Origin of the sequence: Schaalia suimastitidis DSM 15538 (genome assembly GCF_000429105.1) — a bacterium.
Classification (GTDB): Bacteria; Actinomycetota; Actinomycetes; order Actinomycetales; family Actinomycetaceae; genus Pauljensenia; species Pauljensenia suimastitidis.
Genome location: NZ_KE386848.1, coordinates 674,633 through 694,194, shown reverse-complemented (window position 1 = coordinate 694,194; position 19,562 = coordinate 674,633). Strand labels below are relative to the sequence as shown.

The 19,562-nt window shown below is 55.5% G+C and carries 16 protein-coding genes; 10 read left to right on the top strand and 6 right to left on the bottom strand.

Features of this window, described 5'->3' with window-relative positions:
* Positions 1–86: 86 nt before the first annotated feature.
* The 7 genes from G438_RS0109960 (at position 87) to G438_RS0109930 (ending at position 6,462) form a co-directional block, all read left to right on the top strand.
* Positions 87–776, top strand: a complete 690-nt coding sequence (locus tag G438_RS0109960) for a helix-turn-helix transcriptional regulator (RefSeq protein ID WP_026461189.1) — start codon at positions 87–89, stop codon at positions 774–776.
* Between the two features lie 102 nt (positions 777–878).
* Complete coding sequence (gene sufB, locus G438_RS0109955; RefSeq protein ID WP_476707408.1) at positions 879–2,285, top strand: Fe-S cluster assembly protein SufB; 1,407 nt, start codon at positions 879–881, stop codon at positions 2,283–2,285.
* Entirely contained in the window at positions 2,285–3,439 is a 1,155-nt protein-coding gene (gene sufD / locus G438_RS0109950; RefSeq protein ID WP_026461187.1) for a Fe-S cluster assembly protein SufD, read from the top strand. The genes sufB and sufD overlap by 1 nt, the downstream gene beginning before the upstream one ends.
* A 64-nt stretch (positions 3,440–3,503) precedes the next feature.
* A complete protein-coding gene (sufC, locus tag G438_RS0109945) occupies positions 3,504–4,259 on the top strand; it encodes a Fe-S cluster assembly ATPase SufC (protein ID WP_026461186.1) in 756 nt (251 codons plus the stop codon).
* Positions 4,260–4,263: 4 nt separating this feature from the next.
* A complete protein-coding gene (locus tag G438_RS0109940; protein ID WP_026461185.1) occupies positions 4,264–5,559 on the top strand; it encodes an aminotransferase class V-fold PLP-dependent enzyme in 1,296 nt (431 codons plus the stop codon).
* A complete protein-coding gene (gene sufU / locus G438_RS0109935; RefSeq protein ID WP_026461184.1) occupies positions 5,556–6,044 on the top strand; it encodes a Fe-S cluster assembly sulfur transfer protein SufU in 489 nt (162 codons plus the stop codon). Before G438_RS0109940 ends, sufU begins: the two co-directional genes overlap by 4 nt.
* Entirely contained in the window at positions 6,037–6,462 is a 426-nt protein-coding gene (locus G438_RS0109930; RefSeq protein ID WP_026461183.1) for a metal-sulfur cluster assembly factor, read from the top strand. The genes sufU and G438_RS0109930 overlap by 8 nt, the downstream gene beginning before the upstream one ends.
* Before the next feature lie 103 nt (positions 6,463–6,565).
* Here G438_RS0109930 and ypfJ read toward each other — a convergent pair whose 3' ends face one another.
* The 3 genes from ypfJ to G438_RS0109915 are packed head-to-tail and all read right to left on the bottom strand — an operon-like array spanning position 6,566 to position 9,458.
* Positions 6,566–7,459, bottom strand: coding sequence for a KPN_02809 family neutral zinc metallopeptidase (gene ypfJ / locus G438_RS0109925; RefSeq protein WP_026461182.1), 894 nt, complete (start codon positions 7,457–7,459; stop codon positions 6,566–6,568).
* Complete coding sequence (gene tgt, locus G438_RS0109920) at positions 7,456–8,769, bottom strand: tRNA guanosine(34) transglycosylase Tgt (protein ID WP_026461181.1); 1,314 nt, start codon at positions 8,767–8,769, stop codon at positions 7,456–7,458. The genes ypfJ and tgt overlap by 4 nt, the downstream gene beginning before the upstream one ends.
* Positions 8,766–9,458: a queuosine precursor transporter gene (locus tag G438_RS0109915; RefSeq protein ID WP_051259477.1), complete on the bottom strand. Its 693-nt coding sequence runs from the start codon at positions 9,456–9,458 to the stop codon at positions 8,766–8,768. The genes tgt and G438_RS0109915 overlap by 4 nt, the downstream gene beginning before the upstream one ends.
* 210 nt (positions 9,459–9,668) lie before the next feature.
* Here G438_RS0109915 and G438_RS12120 point away from each other — a divergent pair, with 210 nt between their 5' ends.
* Positions 9,669–14,000: a TIGR03773 family transporter-associated surface protein gene (locus G438_RS12120; protein ID WP_051259476.1), complete on the top strand. Its 4,332-nt coding sequence runs from the start codon at positions 9,669–9,671 to the stop codon at positions 13,998–14,000.
* A 65-nt stretch (positions 14,001–14,065) separates the two neighbouring features.
* Here G438_RS12120 and G438_RS0109905 read toward each other — a convergent pair whose 3' ends face one another.
* Together G438_RS0109905 and G438_RS0109900 are read right to left on the bottom strand one after the other, a co-directional pair.
* Positions 14,066–14,356 carry a hypothetical protein gene (locus G438_RS0109905; RefSeq protein ID WP_026461179.1) on the bottom strand — a complete coding sequence of 97 codons (291 nt, stop codon included), beginning with the start codon at positions 14,354–14,356 and terminating at the stop codon, positions 14,066–14,068.
* Positions 14,349–14,648, bottom strand: a complete 300-nt coding sequence (locus G438_RS0109900; RefSeq protein ID WP_026461178.1) for an ArsR/SmtB family transcription factor — start codon at positions 14,646–14,648, stop codon at positions 14,349–14,351. The genes G438_RS0109905 and G438_RS0109900 overlap by 8 nt, the downstream gene beginning before the upstream one ends.
* Positions 14,649–14,750: 102 nt before the next feature.
* Between G438_RS0109900 and G438_RS0109895 the strand changes: the two genes are divergently transcribed.
* Complete coding sequence (locus tag G438_RS0109895) at positions 14,751–17,975, top strand: error-prone DNA polymerase (protein WP_026461177.1); 3,225 nt, start codon at positions 14,751–14,753, stop codon at positions 17,973–17,975.
* A gap of 13 nt (positions 17,976–17,988) precedes the next feature.
* On the opposite strand, the gene G438_RS11745 is transcribed toward G438_RS0109895, so the two are convergent.
* Positions 17,989–18,660 carry an HAD hydrolase-like protein gene (locus tag G438_RS11745; RefSeq protein WP_034285806.1) on the bottom strand — a complete coding sequence of 224 codons (672 nt, stop codon included), beginning with the start codon at positions 18,658–18,660 and terminating at the stop codon, positions 17,989–17,991.
* A 206-nt stretch (positions 18,661–18,866) separates the two neighbouring features.
* Here G438_RS11745 and G438_RS11740 point away from each other — a divergent pair, with 206 nt between their 5' ends.
* A complete protein-coding gene (locus G438_RS11740; protein ID WP_051259475.1) occupies positions 18,867–19,358 on the top strand; it encodes a MarR family winged helix-turn-helix transcriptional regulator in 492 nt (163 codons plus the stop codon).
* Positions 19,359–19,562 lie beyond the last annotated feature (204 nt).

Sequence of the window (19,562 nt, the reverse complement as noted above, 5' to 3'; positions counted from 1 at the left end):
ACCTTGGACACCCTCGGCATTTTCGCAACACCAATGGGACAAAAAAGACGTAGAATCTTTAAGCCCCTACGGTGAGGAGAGGAAAGATGCCTGAGCACAGTGACGCGTGCACTAGAGAACAAGTCCTCGACCTTATCGTCGAAAAAGGACCCGTGACCGCCTCGACAATTGCCCGTGTCCTTGGGCTGACGACAGCGGCTGTACGTCGCCACATCACGATCCTTGTCGATGGGGGAGAGGTTGCCGACCACGATTCTGTGCAACACGGCAAACGTGGAAGAGGACGACCTGCTCGCCATTATGTCGCCACAGAACGCGCACACCAGCGCCTCGCAGATGGCTACGGAGAAATCGCCCTTAAAGCTCTGGGATACCTGGGGCAAGTGGGTGGTGAAGAAGCGATTGACGCCTTCGCGGCGGCACGCTCACGTGAACTTGAGCGCAGATATGCGCCAATCGTGCGTGAAGCGGGCAACGATCCGCGTATCCGCGCCCAAGCACTTGCTGATGCCCTCACTGCGGACGGATATGCCGCCACAGTCAGGGAGATTGGCGGTGGAGGTTTCGCAGTCCAACTATGCCAAGGACACTGCCCGATCCAACAGGTTGCGGGTGACTTCCCGCAGCTGTGTGAAGCAGAAACCCAAGCATTCTCCAGGCTTCTTGACGTACACGTCCAACGGCTCGCCACCTTAGCTGGTGGTGAACACGTGTGCACCACGCATATTCCCGTTGCGGTGCCCCCTATTCGCGTACGTTCGCCGCTACGGAAGTAAGACCTGGCTCAATTTGTGCCCAGTTGAATTGTTACCAGAAGAAATACAGAAGGATAACGTATGACGCAGCCAACGCCACAGGCCGACGTCGTAGATCAGCCAATGAGCGACGAAGAGATCATTAGCTCCATTGGTGCCTACGAATACGGGTGGCGCGATAACGACGACTACTCAAAAGATGCCGCCTACGGTATCAATGCCGACGTCGTGCGCGATATTTCCCGCCGCAAGGGTGAATCTGACTGGATGCTCCAACGCAGACTCAAAGCGCTGGAGATCTTTGATCGTAAGCCCATGCCGACCTGGGGACCTGACTTGTCGTCTATCAACTTTGACGATTTCAAGTACTACGTGAGCGCTTCGGAGCGTGCGGCAAAAAGCTGGGAAGATCTTCCGGAAGATATCCGCACCACCTATGACCGTCTGGGCATTCCCGATGCGGAAAAGAAACGCCTTGTCGCTGGTGTCGCTGCACAATACGAATCCGAAGTGGTCTATCACCAAATCCAGGAAGACCTTGAAAAACAAGGCGTTATCTTCGTCGATACCGACACAGGTCTGCGTGAATACCCAGAGATATTCGAAGAATACTTCGGTCGTTGCGTGCCCGCAGGTGACAACAAATTTGCAGCCCTCAATACTGCCGCATGGTCGGGCGGTTCCTTCGTGTACGTGCCGCCAGGGGTCCATGTGGAAATCCCACTCCAAGCGTATTTCCGTATCAATACCGAAGCCCTGGGCCAATTTGAACGCACGCTCATTATTGCGGACGAAGGCTCTTACGTTCACTATGTTGAAGGGTGCACGGCGCCCATCTACGACGAAAACTCCCTCCACTCCGGTGTGATCGAAATCTTCGTGAAAAAGGATGCCCGCGTGCGGTACACGACCATCCAAAACTGGTCGACCAACGTATATAACCTCGTCACCCAGCGCGCCATCGTCGAAGAAGGCGGCACTATGGAATGGGTCGATGGCAATATGGGGTCTGCTATCACCATGAAGTATCCAGCATGTTTCCTCATGGGTGAACATGCTCGTGGTGAAACGCTGTCGATCGGCTTCGCTGGTCCAGGTCAACACCAAGACACCGGTGCCAAGATGGTGCATATGGCGCCACATACCTCCTCGTCGATCACAGCAAAATCAGTGTCCCGAGGCGGTGGCCGCACCTCCTACCGTGGCCTTGTGCAAGTAAATGCTCGCGCTCGGCACTCTAAATCGAATGTGCTATGCGACGCGCTGCTCGTTGACAAAGTGTCACGCACAGACACCTACCCTTATGTGGATGTGCGCACCGACGATGTGGAAATGGGACACGAAGCAACCGTGACCAAAGTGTCAGAAGACCAGCTTTTCTACCTGATGAGCCGCGGCCTTGACGAAGCAGAAGCCATGGCAATGATCGTCAGAGGCTTCGTTGAACCTATTGCCAAGGAACTTCCCATGGAATACGCCCTTGAGCTTAACCGCCTCATCGAACTGCAGATGGAAGGATCCGTCGGCTGATGACCGAAAAACCTCATTCCCACGGACTTCACCCGTCCAGCGTGACACGCGCAGACCGCCTCGCCAGCTTCAACCTTGCCGACTTTGGCATGCCAAGCGGACACGAGGAAGAATGGCGTTTCACCCCAATGCGTCGCGTTGAACGCGTCCTTGACATCAACAACTTCGCTGACGCTGACGCGCCGCTGCGCGTTGAGGCACCCACATCGGTGAGTATCGAAACCGTTGACCGCACAGATCCGCGTTTGGGCACAGTAATGGCCCCCACCGACCGTGGTGCAGCAGTAGCGTGGGATCGTTACACCGCGGCTACGGTGATCACCATTCCAGCGGGCATTCAGCTTGATGAACCCGTGATGATCACTGTCGATGACATCGATGCTGTTCGCGCACAGCACATCCTGGTGCGTTGCGAAGAACAGGCCGAAGGTACCGTTATCCTCACCCACACAGGTGGTGACGGTGCAGCCTTAGCGCAGACCGTTGAAGTGGAGGCTGGTAACGCCTCGAAACTCACCGTGGTGGCTGTCCATGAGTGGGCAGACGACATGCTTCATGTAGGTAGCCACCGCATTGCCATCGGACGCGATGCCGAAGTTCGCCACGTCGTCGTTACCCTCGGTGGCGACTTGGTGCGTATCAACGCGGAAACCGATTTCAGGGGACCGGGCGGTAACCTCAATATGTTGGGCCTGTACTTCGTTGATGCGGGGCAACATTTGGAACATCGTCCCTTTGTGGACCATTCGCAACCGCATTGCTATTCCCGTGTTACCTACAAGGGTGCCCTTCAAGGTAAGGATGCCCATTCAGTGTGGATCGGCGACTGCCTCATCCGGGAAGCCGCTGACGGCACCGACACCTACGAACTCAACCGTAACCTCGTGCTCACCGAGGGGGCGAAGGCTGATTCAGTGCCGAACTTGGAGATTGAAAACGGCGAAATCGAGGGAGCTGGACACGCATCAGCTACCGGACGTTTCGACGATGAACAGCTCTTCTACCTGATGAGCCGCGGTATCAGCGAAATTGAAGCACGTCGCCTCGTCGTACGCGGCTTCTTCGCTGAACTGATTAACCAAATCGGTGTGCCTTCCGTTCAGGATCACCTGATGGCCGCCATCGAAAAGGAACTTGCGCTTTCGGCGCAGTGACACATCGACCACCGCGCACTGCGCACGAACAAACTGACAGAACCCACTGTCAAGGAGGCACCACATGTCGACTTTGAAGATTAAAGACCTTCACGTCACCGTCGAAACAGCCGACGGTCCGAAAGAAATCCTCAAAGGCGTGAACCTCACCATTAACTCCGGTGAAATCCACGCCATCATGGGCCCAAACGGCTCAGGAAAATCCACCCTTGCCTACGCCCTCGCAGGCCACCCCGCCTACGAAATCACTTCAGGTGAAGCCTGGCTCGACGACCAGCTCATCACCGACATGGGTGTGGACGAACGCGCGAAGGCAGGCCTTTTCCTAGCCATGCAGTACCCCGTGGAAGTTTCAGGCGTATCCGTCTCCAACTTCCTGCGCTCCGCAAAAACGGCTATTGATGGTGAAGCACCAGCGATTCGTCAATGGATTAAGGACGTCAAAGCTGCGATGGATAACCTCCGCATGGACCCGACCTTTGCTGAGCGTGACGTTAACGTTGGCTTTTCTGGCGGCGAAAAGAAACGCCTCGAAATCCTCCAAATGGAACTGCTTAAACCGTCGTTTGCGGTCCTGGATGAAACAGACTCTGGTTTGGATGTTGACGCGCTGCGTGTCGTTTCAGAAGGGGTGAATCGCGTGCACGGTGACACCGGCTGCGGCGTCATGCTGATTACGCACTACACCCGGATCCTGCGTTATATTCGGCCCAGCCACGTGCACGTCTTCGTTGATGGGCGCGTTGCAGCTGAAGGTGGCCCAGAGCTGGCCGACAAACTTGAAGAAAACGGTTACGACGAGTACCTCACCGTGAAGTAACACTATGGCAACGACTGCAGCACAAGCCTTCAGTGACGCTGAACTTGAGGCAATCCGCGCTGACTTCCCCATTCTGCTTCGTCGCGGAAGGGGAGGTCAGCCGATTGCTTACCTTGACGCGTCCGCAACCTCACAAAAGCCGTCGCGCGTGATCGAAGCAGAGGCTGCGTTCTATAGTCGTTCAAATGCTGCTGTCCACCGTGGTACCCACCTGCTCGGAGACGAAGCTACCCAAGCCTTTGAAGATGGGCGCGCTGTCTTGGCCCGCTTCATTGGCGGGGCACCGGACGAAATCGTGTGGACGAAAAACGCCACCGAGGCGATTAACCTCGTTGCGCTTGCGATGGGGCATGCGTCGCTGGGCCGTGGCGGTGCCCACTCACAATTGTTGAGTGTGGGTCGTGGTGACCGCATAGTTGTCACGCGTGCGGAACACCATGCGAATCTTGTTCCATGGCAGGAGTTATGTGCGCGTACAGGCGCACAGTTGGAGTGGATTGACCTTCTTCCTGATGGGCGCCTCGACCCGCAGACATTGAATGTGATTGATGAGCGGACGAAACTTGTGGCCTTCACCCACGTGTCAAATGTGACCGGTGCTATTTCACCGGTGGCTGACATTGTTGCTGCTGCGCGCGCTGTGGGTGCCTTCGTTTTGCTGGATACATGTCAATCCAGCGCCCATATGCCCATCAATATTGCGCAACTCGGTGTTGATTTTGCGGTCTTTTCCTCGCATAAGATGCTCGGGCCCACCGGTGCGGGTGCGCTATGGGGACGTCGGCAACTCCTTGAGCTCCTCCCTCCGGTCCTTACCGGTGGTTCGATGGTGGCGTGGGTAACGATGGAGGGTGCGGAATATATGCCGCCACCGGAGCGTTTCGAGGCGGGGTCCCAACCCGTTGCCCAGATCGCCGGGTGGTCGGCTGCTTTAGAGTACCTTGCTGCGATCGGTATGGATCGGATTGCTGCCCATGAAGACGTACTCACGCACAGGCTTTTAGAAGGCGTTAGTGGCATTGAGGGGGTGCGCATCCTTGGCCCACAATCGACGCGGAGCCGTATTGGTGTTGTGGCCTTTAGCGTTGAGGGGGTGCACCCGCATGATGTGGGGCAGATCCTTGACGCTGACGACGTGGCGGTTCGCGTTGGGCACCACTGTGCTATTCCGCTTCACACATTCTTTGGTGTCCGCTCGTCGACGCGTGCATCTGTTGGGCCGATGACGTCGGCACATGATATTGATCGGTGTGTTGAGTCCCTTGCGCGGGTGCGCGCGTATTTTGGAGGTCAAGGATGAGTAGTCTCGATCAGCTGTACCAGCAGGTGATTTTGGATCATTCGCGTCAACGTCACGGCAGCGGCAGCGTTGATGCCTATCCGGCAACGTCGCATCAGGTGAACCCCACCTGTGGTGATGAAGTGACGTTGGGAGTGGTCTTGGATGCGGATGGCAGTATCGAGTCATTGGCGTGGGATGGGGATGGTTGCTCCATTTCTCAAGCGTCCTTGTCCATGATGACCGATATGGTCGAAGGGAAGAACCCTCAAGAGGTCGCCGTCCTGTATCACGCCATGGAAACGATGATGCATTCTCGGGGTAGGGGCGTCGACGATACGGTGCTTGATCTCCTTGAAGATGCAGCGGCACTAGAGGGCACATCGAAATTCCCCAACCGCGTGAAATGTGCGTTACTTGGTTGGTATGCATTGCGAGATGTGATGACCAAACTTGGAACCGATATTGCTGGAGCAGAGACAACTGGTGGAGGACTCAATGAATAATCCAATGGCGCAATCCGACCCGGTGGAGCAACGTTTCGCTCCAGTGGCGCCGGTGGAACATGACGAGGCGGTGCGCACTGTGGACGGCACCGACCTTATTGAAAATGGTACCTTCGCTGGCGAAGACATTATGGAAGCGCTGCGCGATGTGATCGACCCTGAACTTGGTATCAATATTGTCGATCTTGGCCTGCTTTACGGCGTGACAGTCAATGCCGATGACTCCATTGTTCTCAATATGACGCTAACTTCAGCTGCATGTCCTTTGACCGACGTCATTGAGCGTCAAGCCCAGATGGTACTGGCGACGATGACACCGGATGTGGCCATTAATTGGGTCTGGATGCCACCATGGGGACCTGACCGCATTACGCCAGATGGGCGTGATCAGCTGCGCGCTATTGGATTTAATGTCTGAGCGCTTTCGCAGGGTGACTTGGCGCCACCGGCCTATTATGGCCTACTTAGCGCCAAGAGGTTGCTTACCGTCGCGGACTTACTCAGCGTACGCCTCGTAGACACTAGAGCGAGGCGGCCGAGAACGTGTCGCATGCGGCAACGGAGCCAGTGCTGAGCCCCTGCATCAACCAGCGCTGTCGTTGCTCTGCGGAGCCGTGCGTCCACGTGTCAGAGTTAGCTGTCCCTTGGTAACGTTCTTGAATGCGGTCGTCGCCGATGGCGGCAGCCGTGGCTAATGCGTCAGATATTTGGGATGACGTGGGTTCAACCAGGAAAGGGACCCCAGTGTCGGGATCAAGGGTGCGAGATGCCCAATGCATCCAGATGCCAGCGTAGCAGTCGGCCTGCAATTCCATACGGACGCCTTCACCGCTTTCCCCCTGCTCGTGGGCGTTATAAACCTGGAAGGTACCCATCAGGTTCTGGATGTGATGGCCCCACTCGTGTGCGACGACATATTCTTGCGCTAACGGTGCATCTTTCGCACCGAAATCACGCTCCATCTGGGTAAAGAATGACAGATCTAAATACACACCTTGGTCTGCCGGGCAATAAAACGGGCCAGTGGCAGACGTTGCCGAGCCGCATCCGGTTGATACCCCACTAGTGAAAAGCGTGAATCCGGGCATCACATAATCCACACCAGCGTTTTGGGCTCCAAGCTGTTCGTGCCAGACAGCGTCAAGGGAATCTGCTGTGGTCACCATCCGACACTCGGTGTACTCATTGGCAGCGGCACCAGACGTGCAGTGTGAGAGGTCAACACCGCCGCTGGAGGTCTGCGAAGTCGACTGCGTGCCAGAAAACATCGAGACTAGGTCGATACCTGTGTACTGTGACACGACAAATAATGCCACGAGCAGCAGGATTGAGCCGCCGCCGACGGCAACGCCACGACCGCCTCGAGAGGTTTTGACGCGCCCAGAGTCCGAACGTACGCCCTCATGAAAGGTCATCGTTTACCTCCTGCAGTGAAACGTCCCAACATTTCGTCTTTGAATGCCTCGTAGCATCCATCGTCAATGGAGGTGCGGATGGCGTCAACTAGACGCACAGTAAACCACTCATTGTGGATGGTCGCCAAGGTGGAAGATAGGATTTCTTTCGCCTTAAACAGGTGATGGATATAGGCGCGTGTGTAATGTTGACATGTGTAACAGCCGCATCCATCCACCAGTGGGGTGAAATCAGAACGGAAACGGGCGTTCGTGATGTTGTATCTGCCGTCTGGGGTGTAGATCGCGGCATTGCGTGCAACGCGTGAGGGATTGACGCAGTCGAAGGTGTCTGCGCCGGCCTCGACACCTCGGAAAAAGTCGTCAGGCTCGGAGATACCCAACAGGTGCCGAGGACGCTCGTCGTCAAGCTCTTGGCATACCCAGGTAAGGATCGTACCAAGGTTTTCTTTTTCTAATGCGCCACCAAGGCCAAAACCATCAAAACGTTGCCCGTTGGCTTCCATCTGCGACATGGTACGGGCGGCGTGGCGCCGAAGATCTTCGAACTGAGCGCCTTGGATGACACCCCATAGCTGTTGGTAAGGCTTGTCAGCGCGTTCCTGGGTCAGCCGCTGATGCTCAACTAGGCAGCGGTGGGCCCACGCATGTGTGCGCTCCAAGGATTCGACTTGGTAGTGGTAGGGGTGGAGCAATGAGGTGAGTTCGTCAAAGGCGAACATAATATCTGACCCAAGGTGGTGCTGAATCCGCATTGACACCTCAGGGGTGAAACGGTGTTTTGCGCCGTCAATGTGGCTTCTAAATGTCACGGAGTTATCATCAACTACTGCACGTGAGGCCTTCACCGCCTGCGCGTGGACGCGCGGGTCGTCTATATTTGCCGAACCGGAAAACTCCTGAGATAGCACTTTCTTAAAACCTGAACCGAGCGAGAGCACCTGGAAACCGCCCGAGTCGGTGTACGTTGGTCCGCCCCAGTTCATGAAAGCACCAAGCCCCCCCGCCTCGTCAATGAGTTCTGCGCCGGGCTGAAGGTACAGGTGATAGGCATTGGCAAGTACTGCCTGCGCGCCGACCGCGCGGATCATCTCGGGTAGCACCGCTTTAACGGTTGCCTTGGTGCCTACCGGAATAAACGCAGGGGTGCGTATGGTGCCGTGGGCTGTATGGAGTATGCCGGTGCGGCCCAGTCCTGGGCCAGCGCTGAGACGTTGCGTGATGTCGAATCCGCGATCTTTATCCGATTGCGGGAACGTGTTACCGCTTTGTTCCACTCCTAGGGGGGCGCTGAGCCAATGGGAATTCACGAGGCCACCACTTCGTTTGGGGCGCATCCTTCGATTGTGCGCACGGTTGCGATCACTCGGTAGGTGATGGGAAGAAGAATGATCTCGACAGCCACCTTATAGATGTAGCCGGTGATGAGGTAGTTAATAAAGTCGTTTCCGGGAATGATGCCCGCAAAGGCGATCGTGCAAAAAAGCGCGGTATCAACGGCTTCACCGACAAGTGTCGAGCCGACAAGCCTTGCCCATAGGTGCTTGGCGCCCCATCGGTTGCGTATACGAACCAGGACAAAGGCGTTGACGAGCTGGCCAATGAGGTAGCCGACGACTGAGGCAATCACGATACGTGGGACGAAGCCGAGAACGGCTTCGAAGGCGTTTTGATTGTCATAGCCAGGTCCAACAGGTGCAATTTGGACCAGCCAGAAAGCAAGGGAGGCCAGTATTGAGGTGGCAAAACCCAGTATGACGACGCGTTTGGCTCGCGCAAATCCATACACTTCGGCCAGCACATCGCCAAGGATATAGGTCAGTGGGAATAGCAGTGCGCCTCCGTCGAAGACCAGGTGAATGAATTGCCAGTCGAAGGCAATGATTTTCGTGGCTGCGATATTCGAGATGAGTAAGAATGCGACGAAGATGACGGCGATGACGTCATATGCCTTCGGTTCTTGACTCTTGTGGGTGATAGGTGTGGCAGAGCTAGGCACTGGGATCCTCACGTTGACAGTTGTTCAGTTATTTATTGTGCCTTCTTTGTCGTCCGTATCGTCGCCAAGAGGGGGTTTATGGGCGTGGGGCTGGGCACATTGTGTGGGGGTGTCCTTGCTGCCTGCGGTGATATATGGACTTGAGAGGGATACCCGGAAAGTGTCATACTATGACATGAAAATGATTCCCATTAGCTAGAAGGGTCTTTCATGTTACCCGCACCGCGACGTCGCACGTGCTTCGCCCCCATGCGCCTAGTAGCTTTCCTCACTGCTGCGCTGCTAACCGCCACGGCCTGCATCTTTGCCGGGCCAACGGCCTATGCGCAAGATGCCTGGCCAACAGTGCTCAAGAGTGGCAAGATCAATATTTTCGATCTCGATGCCACCCCTGAGGGTGCCTCTTCATTGGCCTTAAGTGTTGACGGACAACGCTACGAGCCCGAAAAAACCCTGATAGAGGTATCGGCATCGACACGTATGTCGGTGCCGGGTCTAACACCACCAGTTGACGGATATGTTGTGGCGGCAGGTGCCCACAAGGAAGACCCAAAGGCCATCGAATTGGGGTGGGATCTTTCGGCCCTGGCTAAAAATCGCTACACGGGTGCCCATATCAAAATCGAAGGTAAAGGTCCCCAAGGAGCAAGAGTTCTTGTCTTCACGCGCGATGGCCAAGGGCGCGCGACGGCGGTGACAGAGGCTGGCACACTGGATCTGTCAGCAGCTTCACGTATTGATATCAGTGACTTGAGAGCGCAGGATACTACCTGGGTATTTACGAGAGCGGGCACCTATACCTTCGAAGTATCTGCCCTGGCAAAAGACTCAGAAAATAGTATTTTTTCTAGCCGAAGCCTCAAAACCTACACAATCCACGTGGGGGAGGGGAGCGCAAATACCGCTGGACTGCATCTATTGAACGGTGACGGCCCTGCAGCGCCCGATGCTGACACTCCTGGCACTCCATCGGTACCCGATAGCGACGATGATGACAACTGGGGCGACGACGAAGACGCCAGTGAGGAAGAGGGTGAGGGTGATGCTGCACCGAATCGCCCTCAGGTGCCGGCCCAGCAAGAGGATGGCACCCCCGGGCAAACCGGCCCATTTACTGGTGATACCGCACAGCTTGTTGGTCCAGAGAAACACCCGGTGGATCCAGTGAGTGGACGTGAAATGCTCTTCCGCACACACGTTGACGCCACACATGTCTACTGGGACAAAGAGACGCAGCAGCTCAAAATTGGTGTCATTGACGGCAAAACACTCCGTCCTGCTGACCGCGTAGCAGTGCGCCTGGGGCCTGATGCTGACGAGGAAGGAAATGAAGTTTCTCGTTTCAAAGTCCCTGAGGGCAAACGTTTTGCCTTCCTGGGGCAGCCGGGCCGCATCCTGTGGAATGCGCCAGCTCAGTTCTTCCAAGGATGGCGACCTGTGTGGGCCGGATACGGTGCAGGGTTTATGCCTGAACACCTGGACAAAGATTCACTTCAACTCGAATTGGTGGGTGTTGAAGGGCCTGGCGACATGATCGTGTGGCGCTCAGGTGGAGATTTTGTGGCTGAAGACTTTAACTCGGCATCAGCCACTAAGCGCGTCACCGGAATGGTTCCAGGGGGGCATGGGCACATTAACTGGTCTTTTAGTGCCCAAGGACGCTATGTCACCAAGTGGCGGGCCAAGGCGACAACAGTAGAGGGGGCGCCGCTGACCTCTGATATCTACGAGGTGTTGTGGCTGGTTGGTCACGACGAAAACCTTGGCCTTGACGCCGGAACGACCCCTTCGGCAACGATTAGTGTGCCAGCTGACGAGGATCGTCCAAATAACACACCGAGCATCCCACTGCCTTCAGGTGAGGAAGAGGTTGAAGAAGAAGCACAGGCCCCTCAAGTCGGAAGCTACGTCTGCGCCGCTCCCGGACACTACGACTACCGAGCCTCAACCGACTCGGCAGGAAAAGTTGGTGTTGTTCTTCGCGATGATAGTGTGACGCCTGCCGTGGATCGCACCTCCTACAGTGTGATTGTTCCCGTTCCCGATGCTGCATCGACGCTGCTGGATACCTCTGGTAACCGTCAAGCACTGGCAGCACTTGGGCGCGACGGCGCACGTATCTGGACCCTGCCAGAGGTTCAAGACAAGCGCCTACCATGGTTAGGTTTCAACACTGCTGACGTAGATTACACAAAGATTTCGCCTGCGGGTGTGCGCGTTTCCCTGCAAAACCATGAAGGACCTGGGCGGATTATCCACTGGGATGGCGGCACTATCTCGCCAGCGAAAATCCTTTTAGATAGCGCAAATTATGATCTGCGTATTCCATTTACTCAGGCAAGTCACCGGCACGTTGCCATGAGTTTCAATCAACCAGGCCTGTATTCCATTTCGTATGGGTTTACACCGAATTACACCAAGGAATCAGGTTTTGGTCGCGCTTACCGGTTCTTCGACACCTACTTTGCCGTTGGCAATGCTTCTATTGAGAAACACTGTCCAGGGTATCTTGCGCAACACGGGCTTGCGGGGATTGACGGAGGAAGTAATAACGGTGAAACGCCAGGAGATGCGGATAACAATACCCCGCCTGGAGGTGCCGACAACAGTACCCCTCCCGGTGGTACGCCTGATCTCACCCTTCCCATTGTTCCCCCACATACGTCCACGCCTGGAACAAATAATGGGGCCGCGGACGGTGTTCCAAGCGGGAAGTCATGTGTGCCCGCAGGCGTTGACACGGTACTTGATAGCGGCCATGTTGACCTTTTTACCCTGAAAGCAGGTGCAGATAAGTCAATCAGCCTCAAAGTGACCGAGGATGTCACGGGCCAACGTGTGGTACGGGATCCTTCCGCTGTGTTGTTGCGTGTGAAAGAGTCTGCGTGGCAGACGCTTGATGCCGCAGTTCTTCCCCAGGGCGTGCCTACGCAGGCATATTTCCTGCCTCAAGCACAAGACAATGTCCGAGGCCTCGTCTGGCCAGGGTGGGACACGATGGAAGCGCGCAGCGCCGGCTTGGAGAAGACTACCTTCGATGTCAGCTATACCGGACCAAAGGATGGACGCATCTCAATGTGGCTCGCGGGGGCATTCACAGGCTTTGAATCCCGTCTGGCGGACGGTGGGTACACACTGAACCCACAAGGGTCGCAAATTGTACAGAGCTTCCCTGCGCACACACACGTCAACTGGGCTTTTTCCCATGCTGGCCGCTACACCCTGACAGTGCGTGCCACTGCAAGCTCATCTGATGGCGCCACACAGGTTCACAGTGAGCCGGTGACGTACACCATTGACGTGGGGAAGGTGCAATGCCCAACCGTGGCAGTTGCTGCCCGTACCGTTGAACGCGGAAATAGCATCGACATTGAAGCGAAAAACCTAACACCAGCATCGCAGGTAGTCTTTGAAGTCCATTCAGACGTTGTGACACTTCCGGGCATAACGGCTGATGCTGACGGCAATGCTCGCACACGGTGGCAGGTCCCTGCTAACTTCCCTTTGGGGACTCATCACATTAAGGTCCAAGGGCACCCAGAACTGTCGGCCTCAATCGAAGTGCTTCCGGCAAATACTGCACCGAATGCGCATATGACCATTGACCATTCCGGCGGGGCGAACACACCGAGCTCTGCTGGTGGCGCAAGCCCGACAGCGCCCACTAGTGGTGTGGCAGGGCAGCGAAATGGTACAGAAATCTGTTTGCCGACAACGATCACGCGCGAAGCCACGGCTGAGGAAGCAAAAGGCCTTACCGGCAGTGCTGGCGCAAATACGGCGACGACCACGCTGACATTCAACGTAGGTCAAGGTGCAGGCAATGCTACTGATGGACACTTCGATCTTGGTCCAGCAATTGACAATGGCACTCTGGTTGCGCGTGTGAAAGACGATCGTCGCCAGCCTGCATCATGGGTGGACCCAAGCAGTTTAACCTTTGCTCTTGGTGACGCTGCGAAACTGAGCGCTCCCGAAGCCTTGTCCTTCATTGCGCCCACCGGATCCCAGGTGTGGATGATTCCTGCTACTCAGATCGCCGGTGTACCGTGGCTGGGGATGAACTCTCAGCGTGAAGAGATTGTCAATGGCACCCGCGGTGGCGTAACCTTCACGCTCGATGCGATGACTGGACCAGGAAAAGTCGCCGTATTTGCCTCAGGCAGTCTTGGCTCGGGTGTAGGGGAGAAGGTGTTCAACGGGGTGGGTTCATCCTATGTACTTCCCGCAAATACCCATGCGCACTACAACTGGGTCTTTACTGAGGCTGGTACCTACACAATGACAATCTCAATGAAGGTGACACCTACGGGCGAGGATCTCAAAGGTTCTGGTGGTGCAGCTGGGCGTCTGACACCAACAGGGGAAAAGGGCCCCAACGGCTTGCCGATGGTGAGTGAAGTTGTGGGACGTACCCCAACGGGGAAAGAGTGCTCGCTGGCAAAGACCGGCGCTGATATTGCGAGCGTCGTGCCGCTCGCTCTTCTTGTGGCGCTTGTTGGTGGAGGAGCAGTGCTCCTCCGGCAGCGACGGACACGGTAGGTACGTATCAGAGACATAGGGTAAGGCCCGCCCCGGCACATGGGGCGGGCCTTACCCTATGCGGATCAGTGTTCGTCGTAGTGTTCACCGTGGACAGCGTGGCGGTGGCCATCGTGGAGATAATCCACGTGATCATCATGTGCAACGGCTTCATGCCCGCAGCCTTCACCGTGTTCATGTTCAGCGCGGGTATGTTCGGCAACCTCACCGTGTTCGTCATAGTGATCGCCGTGGAGTGCGTGGTGATGTGTACCGTGTACATAGTCAATGTGGTCGCCGTGAGCGACGGCTTCATGCCCGCAGCCTTCGCCGTGCGTATGCTCTTCGAGGGTGTGTTCAGCGTGAATATCAGACATGGTGTTCTCCTTCGATGACATGGGTGTAAGCATCTCCCACGACGTGGGCGACGTGATGGTCGGCAAGGGAATATACGACTTCCTTGCCGCTGCGTGTGCCTGTCACGAGGTGGACCTCGCGCAGTGCGCGCAGGTGCTGAGACGCAAGTGGTTGAGATATTCCTGTCATGTCGCTGATTTGCGTGACAGTAAGATCGCGACCATCGAGTGCGCAAAGAATTGTCAGGCGCGTTTCATTGCCAAGGGCTTTAAATAATTTGGCAACGGCCTCGGTTCCTTCACGTGTACTCATATGGTTATTCCACCATAGATATAAACATATTGCAATATGTTTATTTAATGAGAGTTTTTGTCATTAAGGGAAGATGGAACATATGTTCTATATGATGGCTTTGTGCGATACGCAGAACTCCATGCTCACTCGGTTTATACCTTCCTTGACGGAGCAAATACCCCAGCGCAACTTGTTGACGCCGCCTGCGCACTACGGCTTGAAGCCCTTGCAGTACTTGACGTCGACGGCATGTACTCGGCTATACAAACCCAAAGTGCAGGACGTGACGCCGGTATGCCAATCGTGCACGGTAGTGAATTAAGCCTTGAAGCCTCCAGTTTCGCTCGTATTCTCAAAGCAGACCCCCAACAATACGGCTGGGGTTTAAAACGTGGAGCCGAAGATCCGGGGATACGCCTGCCCATCCTCACCCTGTCACCACAGGGGCGACAACACCTATGCCGGGTGATGAGCGCCCACACCCTGTCGCACCCACAAGGAGAAAAACCCCGCCATCGCCTCGAAACGCTGGCCCAAGATGCCCACGACTGGATGATCCTCACCGGCAGCGCTCGCGGCCCGCTACGACGCGCCCTGGCCAGTGGTGGACACGTGCAGGCTGACCGTCTCTTAGGACATATGGTGAAGCTCTTCGGGCGTGACCACCTTGCTGTTGAAAGCACACTTGGCCCTCACGAGCCGACTCAGCTAGCCGATAGCCTGGCTGAAATGGCACATAAATACCGTCTGCCATTGGTGGCCACCACGGGTGCGCGCTGTGCTACCGAGCAGAGTCAAGCTCTTAGCGATGTTTTGACCGCGACACGCTTTCGCAGTGGATTACACGATATTCAACATCATCTTCCAGCAATGGCTGCTTTCCTGCGCAGCGGCGACGAAATGCTCCGTATCCACCACCGACACCCCGAGGCCGTCTCAACCGCGGCTGACATCGCACGCCACGCTGCCTACGACCTCGCACAAGATCCGCCCGGCCTTCCTCACCCACATGTCCCAGAAGGACATAGCAGCGACACGTGGCTAAAAAAGCTCACCATCGAAGCTGCCGAGCGTATCTACGGCGCGCGGGAAAGTAACCCACAGGCGTGGCAGATTATCGACCATGAACTCGCAATCATTACTGCCTTGGATTTTTCAGGATATTTCCTCATCGTGAAGGAAATCGTTGACTTTTGCCTCGAACGGGGCATCCTATGCCAAGGACGGGGATCAGCAGCTAACTCCGCTGTCTGCTATGCCCTGGGCATCACCGCAGTTGACGCCGTCGCGCACCGACTTCTTTTTGAACGTTTTCTGTCTCAAGGGCGCTCAGGACCGCCTGATATTGACCTTGATATCCAATCAGATAGACGTGAAGAAGTGATCCAACACGTTTATGCACACTACGGGCGCCAACACGCTGCCCAAGTTGCCAACGTCATCAGCTACCGCCCAAAATCTGCGATACGTGACGCAGCTCGAGCCCTAGGGTACTCGGCACAGCTTGCCACCCAATGGAGCAAAGGCCTGCGTGATCACAGCGACGAGATCCCACCAATGGTGACCAGTATCGCCTCATCCTTGCGAAAACTTCCCCGACACATGGGCATACACCCCGGAGGTATGGTTCTTACACGCACACCTGTGGCTGACGTATGTCCACTGAACTGGGGGAGCACAAAAAACCGAAGTGTTCTGCAATGGGATAAAGACGACTGTGCAGACGCAGGCCTGGTGAAATTTGATCTTCTCGGTTTAGGTATGCTCGCAGCGCTTAACACCGCATTTAGTAGTCTTCGTGCCGCAGGTATTGCTGCACCTGATGGGCAAGTATTGGGATTGCATAATCTGCCCCAGGAAGACCCTGCTGTCTATGACCTCCTGTGTGCTGCGGATACGGTGGGGGTCTTTCAAGTGGAATCCCGGGCGCAAATGAATACCCTTCCACGCCTTAAACCCCGGTGTTTCTACGACATTGTTGTCGAAGTAGCACTGATACGCCCCGGACCTATACAAGGCGGATCAGTGAACCCCTATCTGAGACGCCGCCAAGGAAAAGAAAAGGTCACCTACCTTCATCCTCTTTTAGAAAATGCTTTAGAAAAGACCCTGGGTGTTCCCCTTTTCCAAGAGCAACTAATGCAAATTGCTGTCGATGTAGCAGGATTTACGCCCACGCAGGCCGACGAATTACGTCGTGCGATGGGGTCAAAACGTTCACCCGAACGTATGGAAAAACTCCGCCCTTTGCTGATGAGCGGTATGGCTGCTCAGGGGATCGACGAGTCTACGGCCACACAGATCTACGACAAATTATGCGCATTTGCGGACTTCGGTTTCCCCGAATCACACGCCTTTTCTTTCGCGCATATTGTCTATGCCTCCGCTTGGCTAAAAATCCGCTACCCCGAATATTTCTACGCGGCCATCCTGGCACATCAACCCATGGGCTTTTATTCGCCATCATCCCTTGTGCACGACGCGCGCAGGCACGGTGTAGCCGTAGAAGGGCCGGACGTGTCCTACTCGCACATCACAGCACATGTGCGCGTATCTGATAATGCCTACGCGCTCCCCGTCGAAAAGGAAACTGAACGCACCATTGTGTCGCTTGATGTGAACCCACAGCGGGAAATACGCCTCGGCCTGGACAACATTAAAGGCCTTGGGAAAGGCGCACAACGTATCGTCGCAGCCCGCGAGGAGGCACCTTTTACAAGTCCTGCAGACCTGGCTCGCCGTGCCTGTCTCAATGAAAAAGAACTCGCGTTGCTGGCACAGGCAGGAGCGCTCGCCAGTCTCAATATGGGGCTACGTGAAGGTATCTGGGCCAGCGGACCACTGGCATCGCCAAATATCCCAGTGCAACACGAGGAATACCAGCCGTATATCCCCGGCATAGAGGTGAGCGCGCAAGCGCCACCCTTACCTGACCTTGAGGAATCAGATGCTGTTGTCATTGAACACCGTGTGATGGGGTTGAGTACCCGAGCGCATCCCATCACTTTATTGCGTCCACATCTGCCGCCGCATATCCTCACCATCGCACAACTGAAGACACTGCCCGCTGGTGAAATGGTCAGTGTTGTCGGCGTGATCACGCACCGACAAAGCCCTCCGACCGCGGCGGGTCTGACATTTTTATCCATTGAAGATGAAAGTGGCCTTGTGAACGTTACATGCAGCGCCAATATGTGGAGACGATACCGACGCGTTGGGTTGACAACACAATGCGTGCATATACGTGGACGCATCGAACGCGATGAGGATTCCTATAGCGTCAAAGCACATCACCTGAGCGGGTATCGTTTACCTGTCGATACGCGCTCGCGGGATTTTCGCTAAATAATTGCCGAGGCTATGGCGTGCTTTGGCGGATATCGAGCAGATACGCTTCTACAGAATCTGGGGTGTCGAAGATGGCAACAGCCTGGTCGAGTTCGCCTGGCTGGGCGTAGCCCCATTGCACACCTGCTACAGCGATACCGGCTGCGTGCCCACCTTCGATATCGAAGCAACGGTCACCAATAAGTAGTGGTGCTCCCGTATCTACACCCTGACGTTCCAGACGGGCTAAGGCATCACGTATGACGGTTTCTTTCGTGGAACCAGGGTCCGCTACGGCGCCAGCAATTGCGGTGAAATAGGGGGTGAGTCCAAGATAATTCATCTGCTCAACGGCAAGGGTTTCTTGCTTTGACGTGGCGGTAGCGAGGGGGATGCCTGCCGCGTGGAGCCTTCGCAGGAGCGAGGCGATGCCTGGGAAAAGCGGTGGCTCAAGGAAACGCTCACTATAGTGACGACGATAGTAGTCGATGGCATCTTCAATGGTGGCGGCGTCAAATCCCAGATCTTTCATTGATTCCCACAGGGGTGGGCCAACATGTTGACGGAGATCTGAGCGTGGCGGGATCGTGCGGCCATAATGCGCCAAAGTCTGGACGAAAACATCTACGACCACATCTGCTGAGTCAACGAGGGTGCCATCAATGTCGAAAAGTACACAGGTCCACTGGGAAGGGCGTGCCATGCTGCTCATTCTAGCTGTGTGGCCAATGCTTATGCGGCGGAATATGCGTGGAAGTAAAGGAGGGGAGAGAAGGGAAAAGTGATAAATACTGATTGCATACGTAGCAAAAAATTACATTATGTCCAAACTGCAAGAAAATTGTAGAAAAACGCACAAAACGTGATGGACGCAACTATTATGTTGAAAAGGGCTGAAAGGAAGATGCTATGACGAACTTCAGCGAAGAATACCTCCCTGATGCAGCAACCAACGAACAAGCGGTTGCGTGGCGTGCCTTTTTTCGAACGATGACCGCCATTCAAACAGCCTTTGCGGACCGCCTGAAGCAACAGTTGAGCTTGACGCTGGCTGACTATCACGTCCTTATGGCACTGTGGGATGCCCCGAATCACACCTTACGCATGGGGCAGATTGCCACAGCAATCTCGTATTCTCCTTCGCGCGTCTCCTATTTGGTGAGCCAGCTGGCTGACCGAAAGCTGATCGAACATGAACTGAGTCCACACGATGCTCGAGGCTTTACTGCGCGCCTGAGCCGAGCGGGTCTCGCTAAAGCCATAGAGGCGATGGAGATTCATCAAAAGCTGGTCCGCGAAATGGTACTGTCGGGCGCCAATGAGCAGATTATTAGCTGTCTGGCATCCTTCTTTGCAAACCTGGAATATCCATCTGCCAATGACGCTGGCACCCGCGTGTGACAGGTGTGCCGTCGCGGTGCGGGTGCCACGTGAGCGCACCCGTTGGATCGGCACAGCTGGATTGGGAGTTATGGGTGAATAGGATGAAACCAACACGTTTTGTCCTATACTCCCCGGATTTTGTCCTGTGGCCCCACTGGCCACTTCGCTCACGACCAACAGGTAAAAGGATTCCCCGGCTCAACGAGCCGGGGAATCGCACTG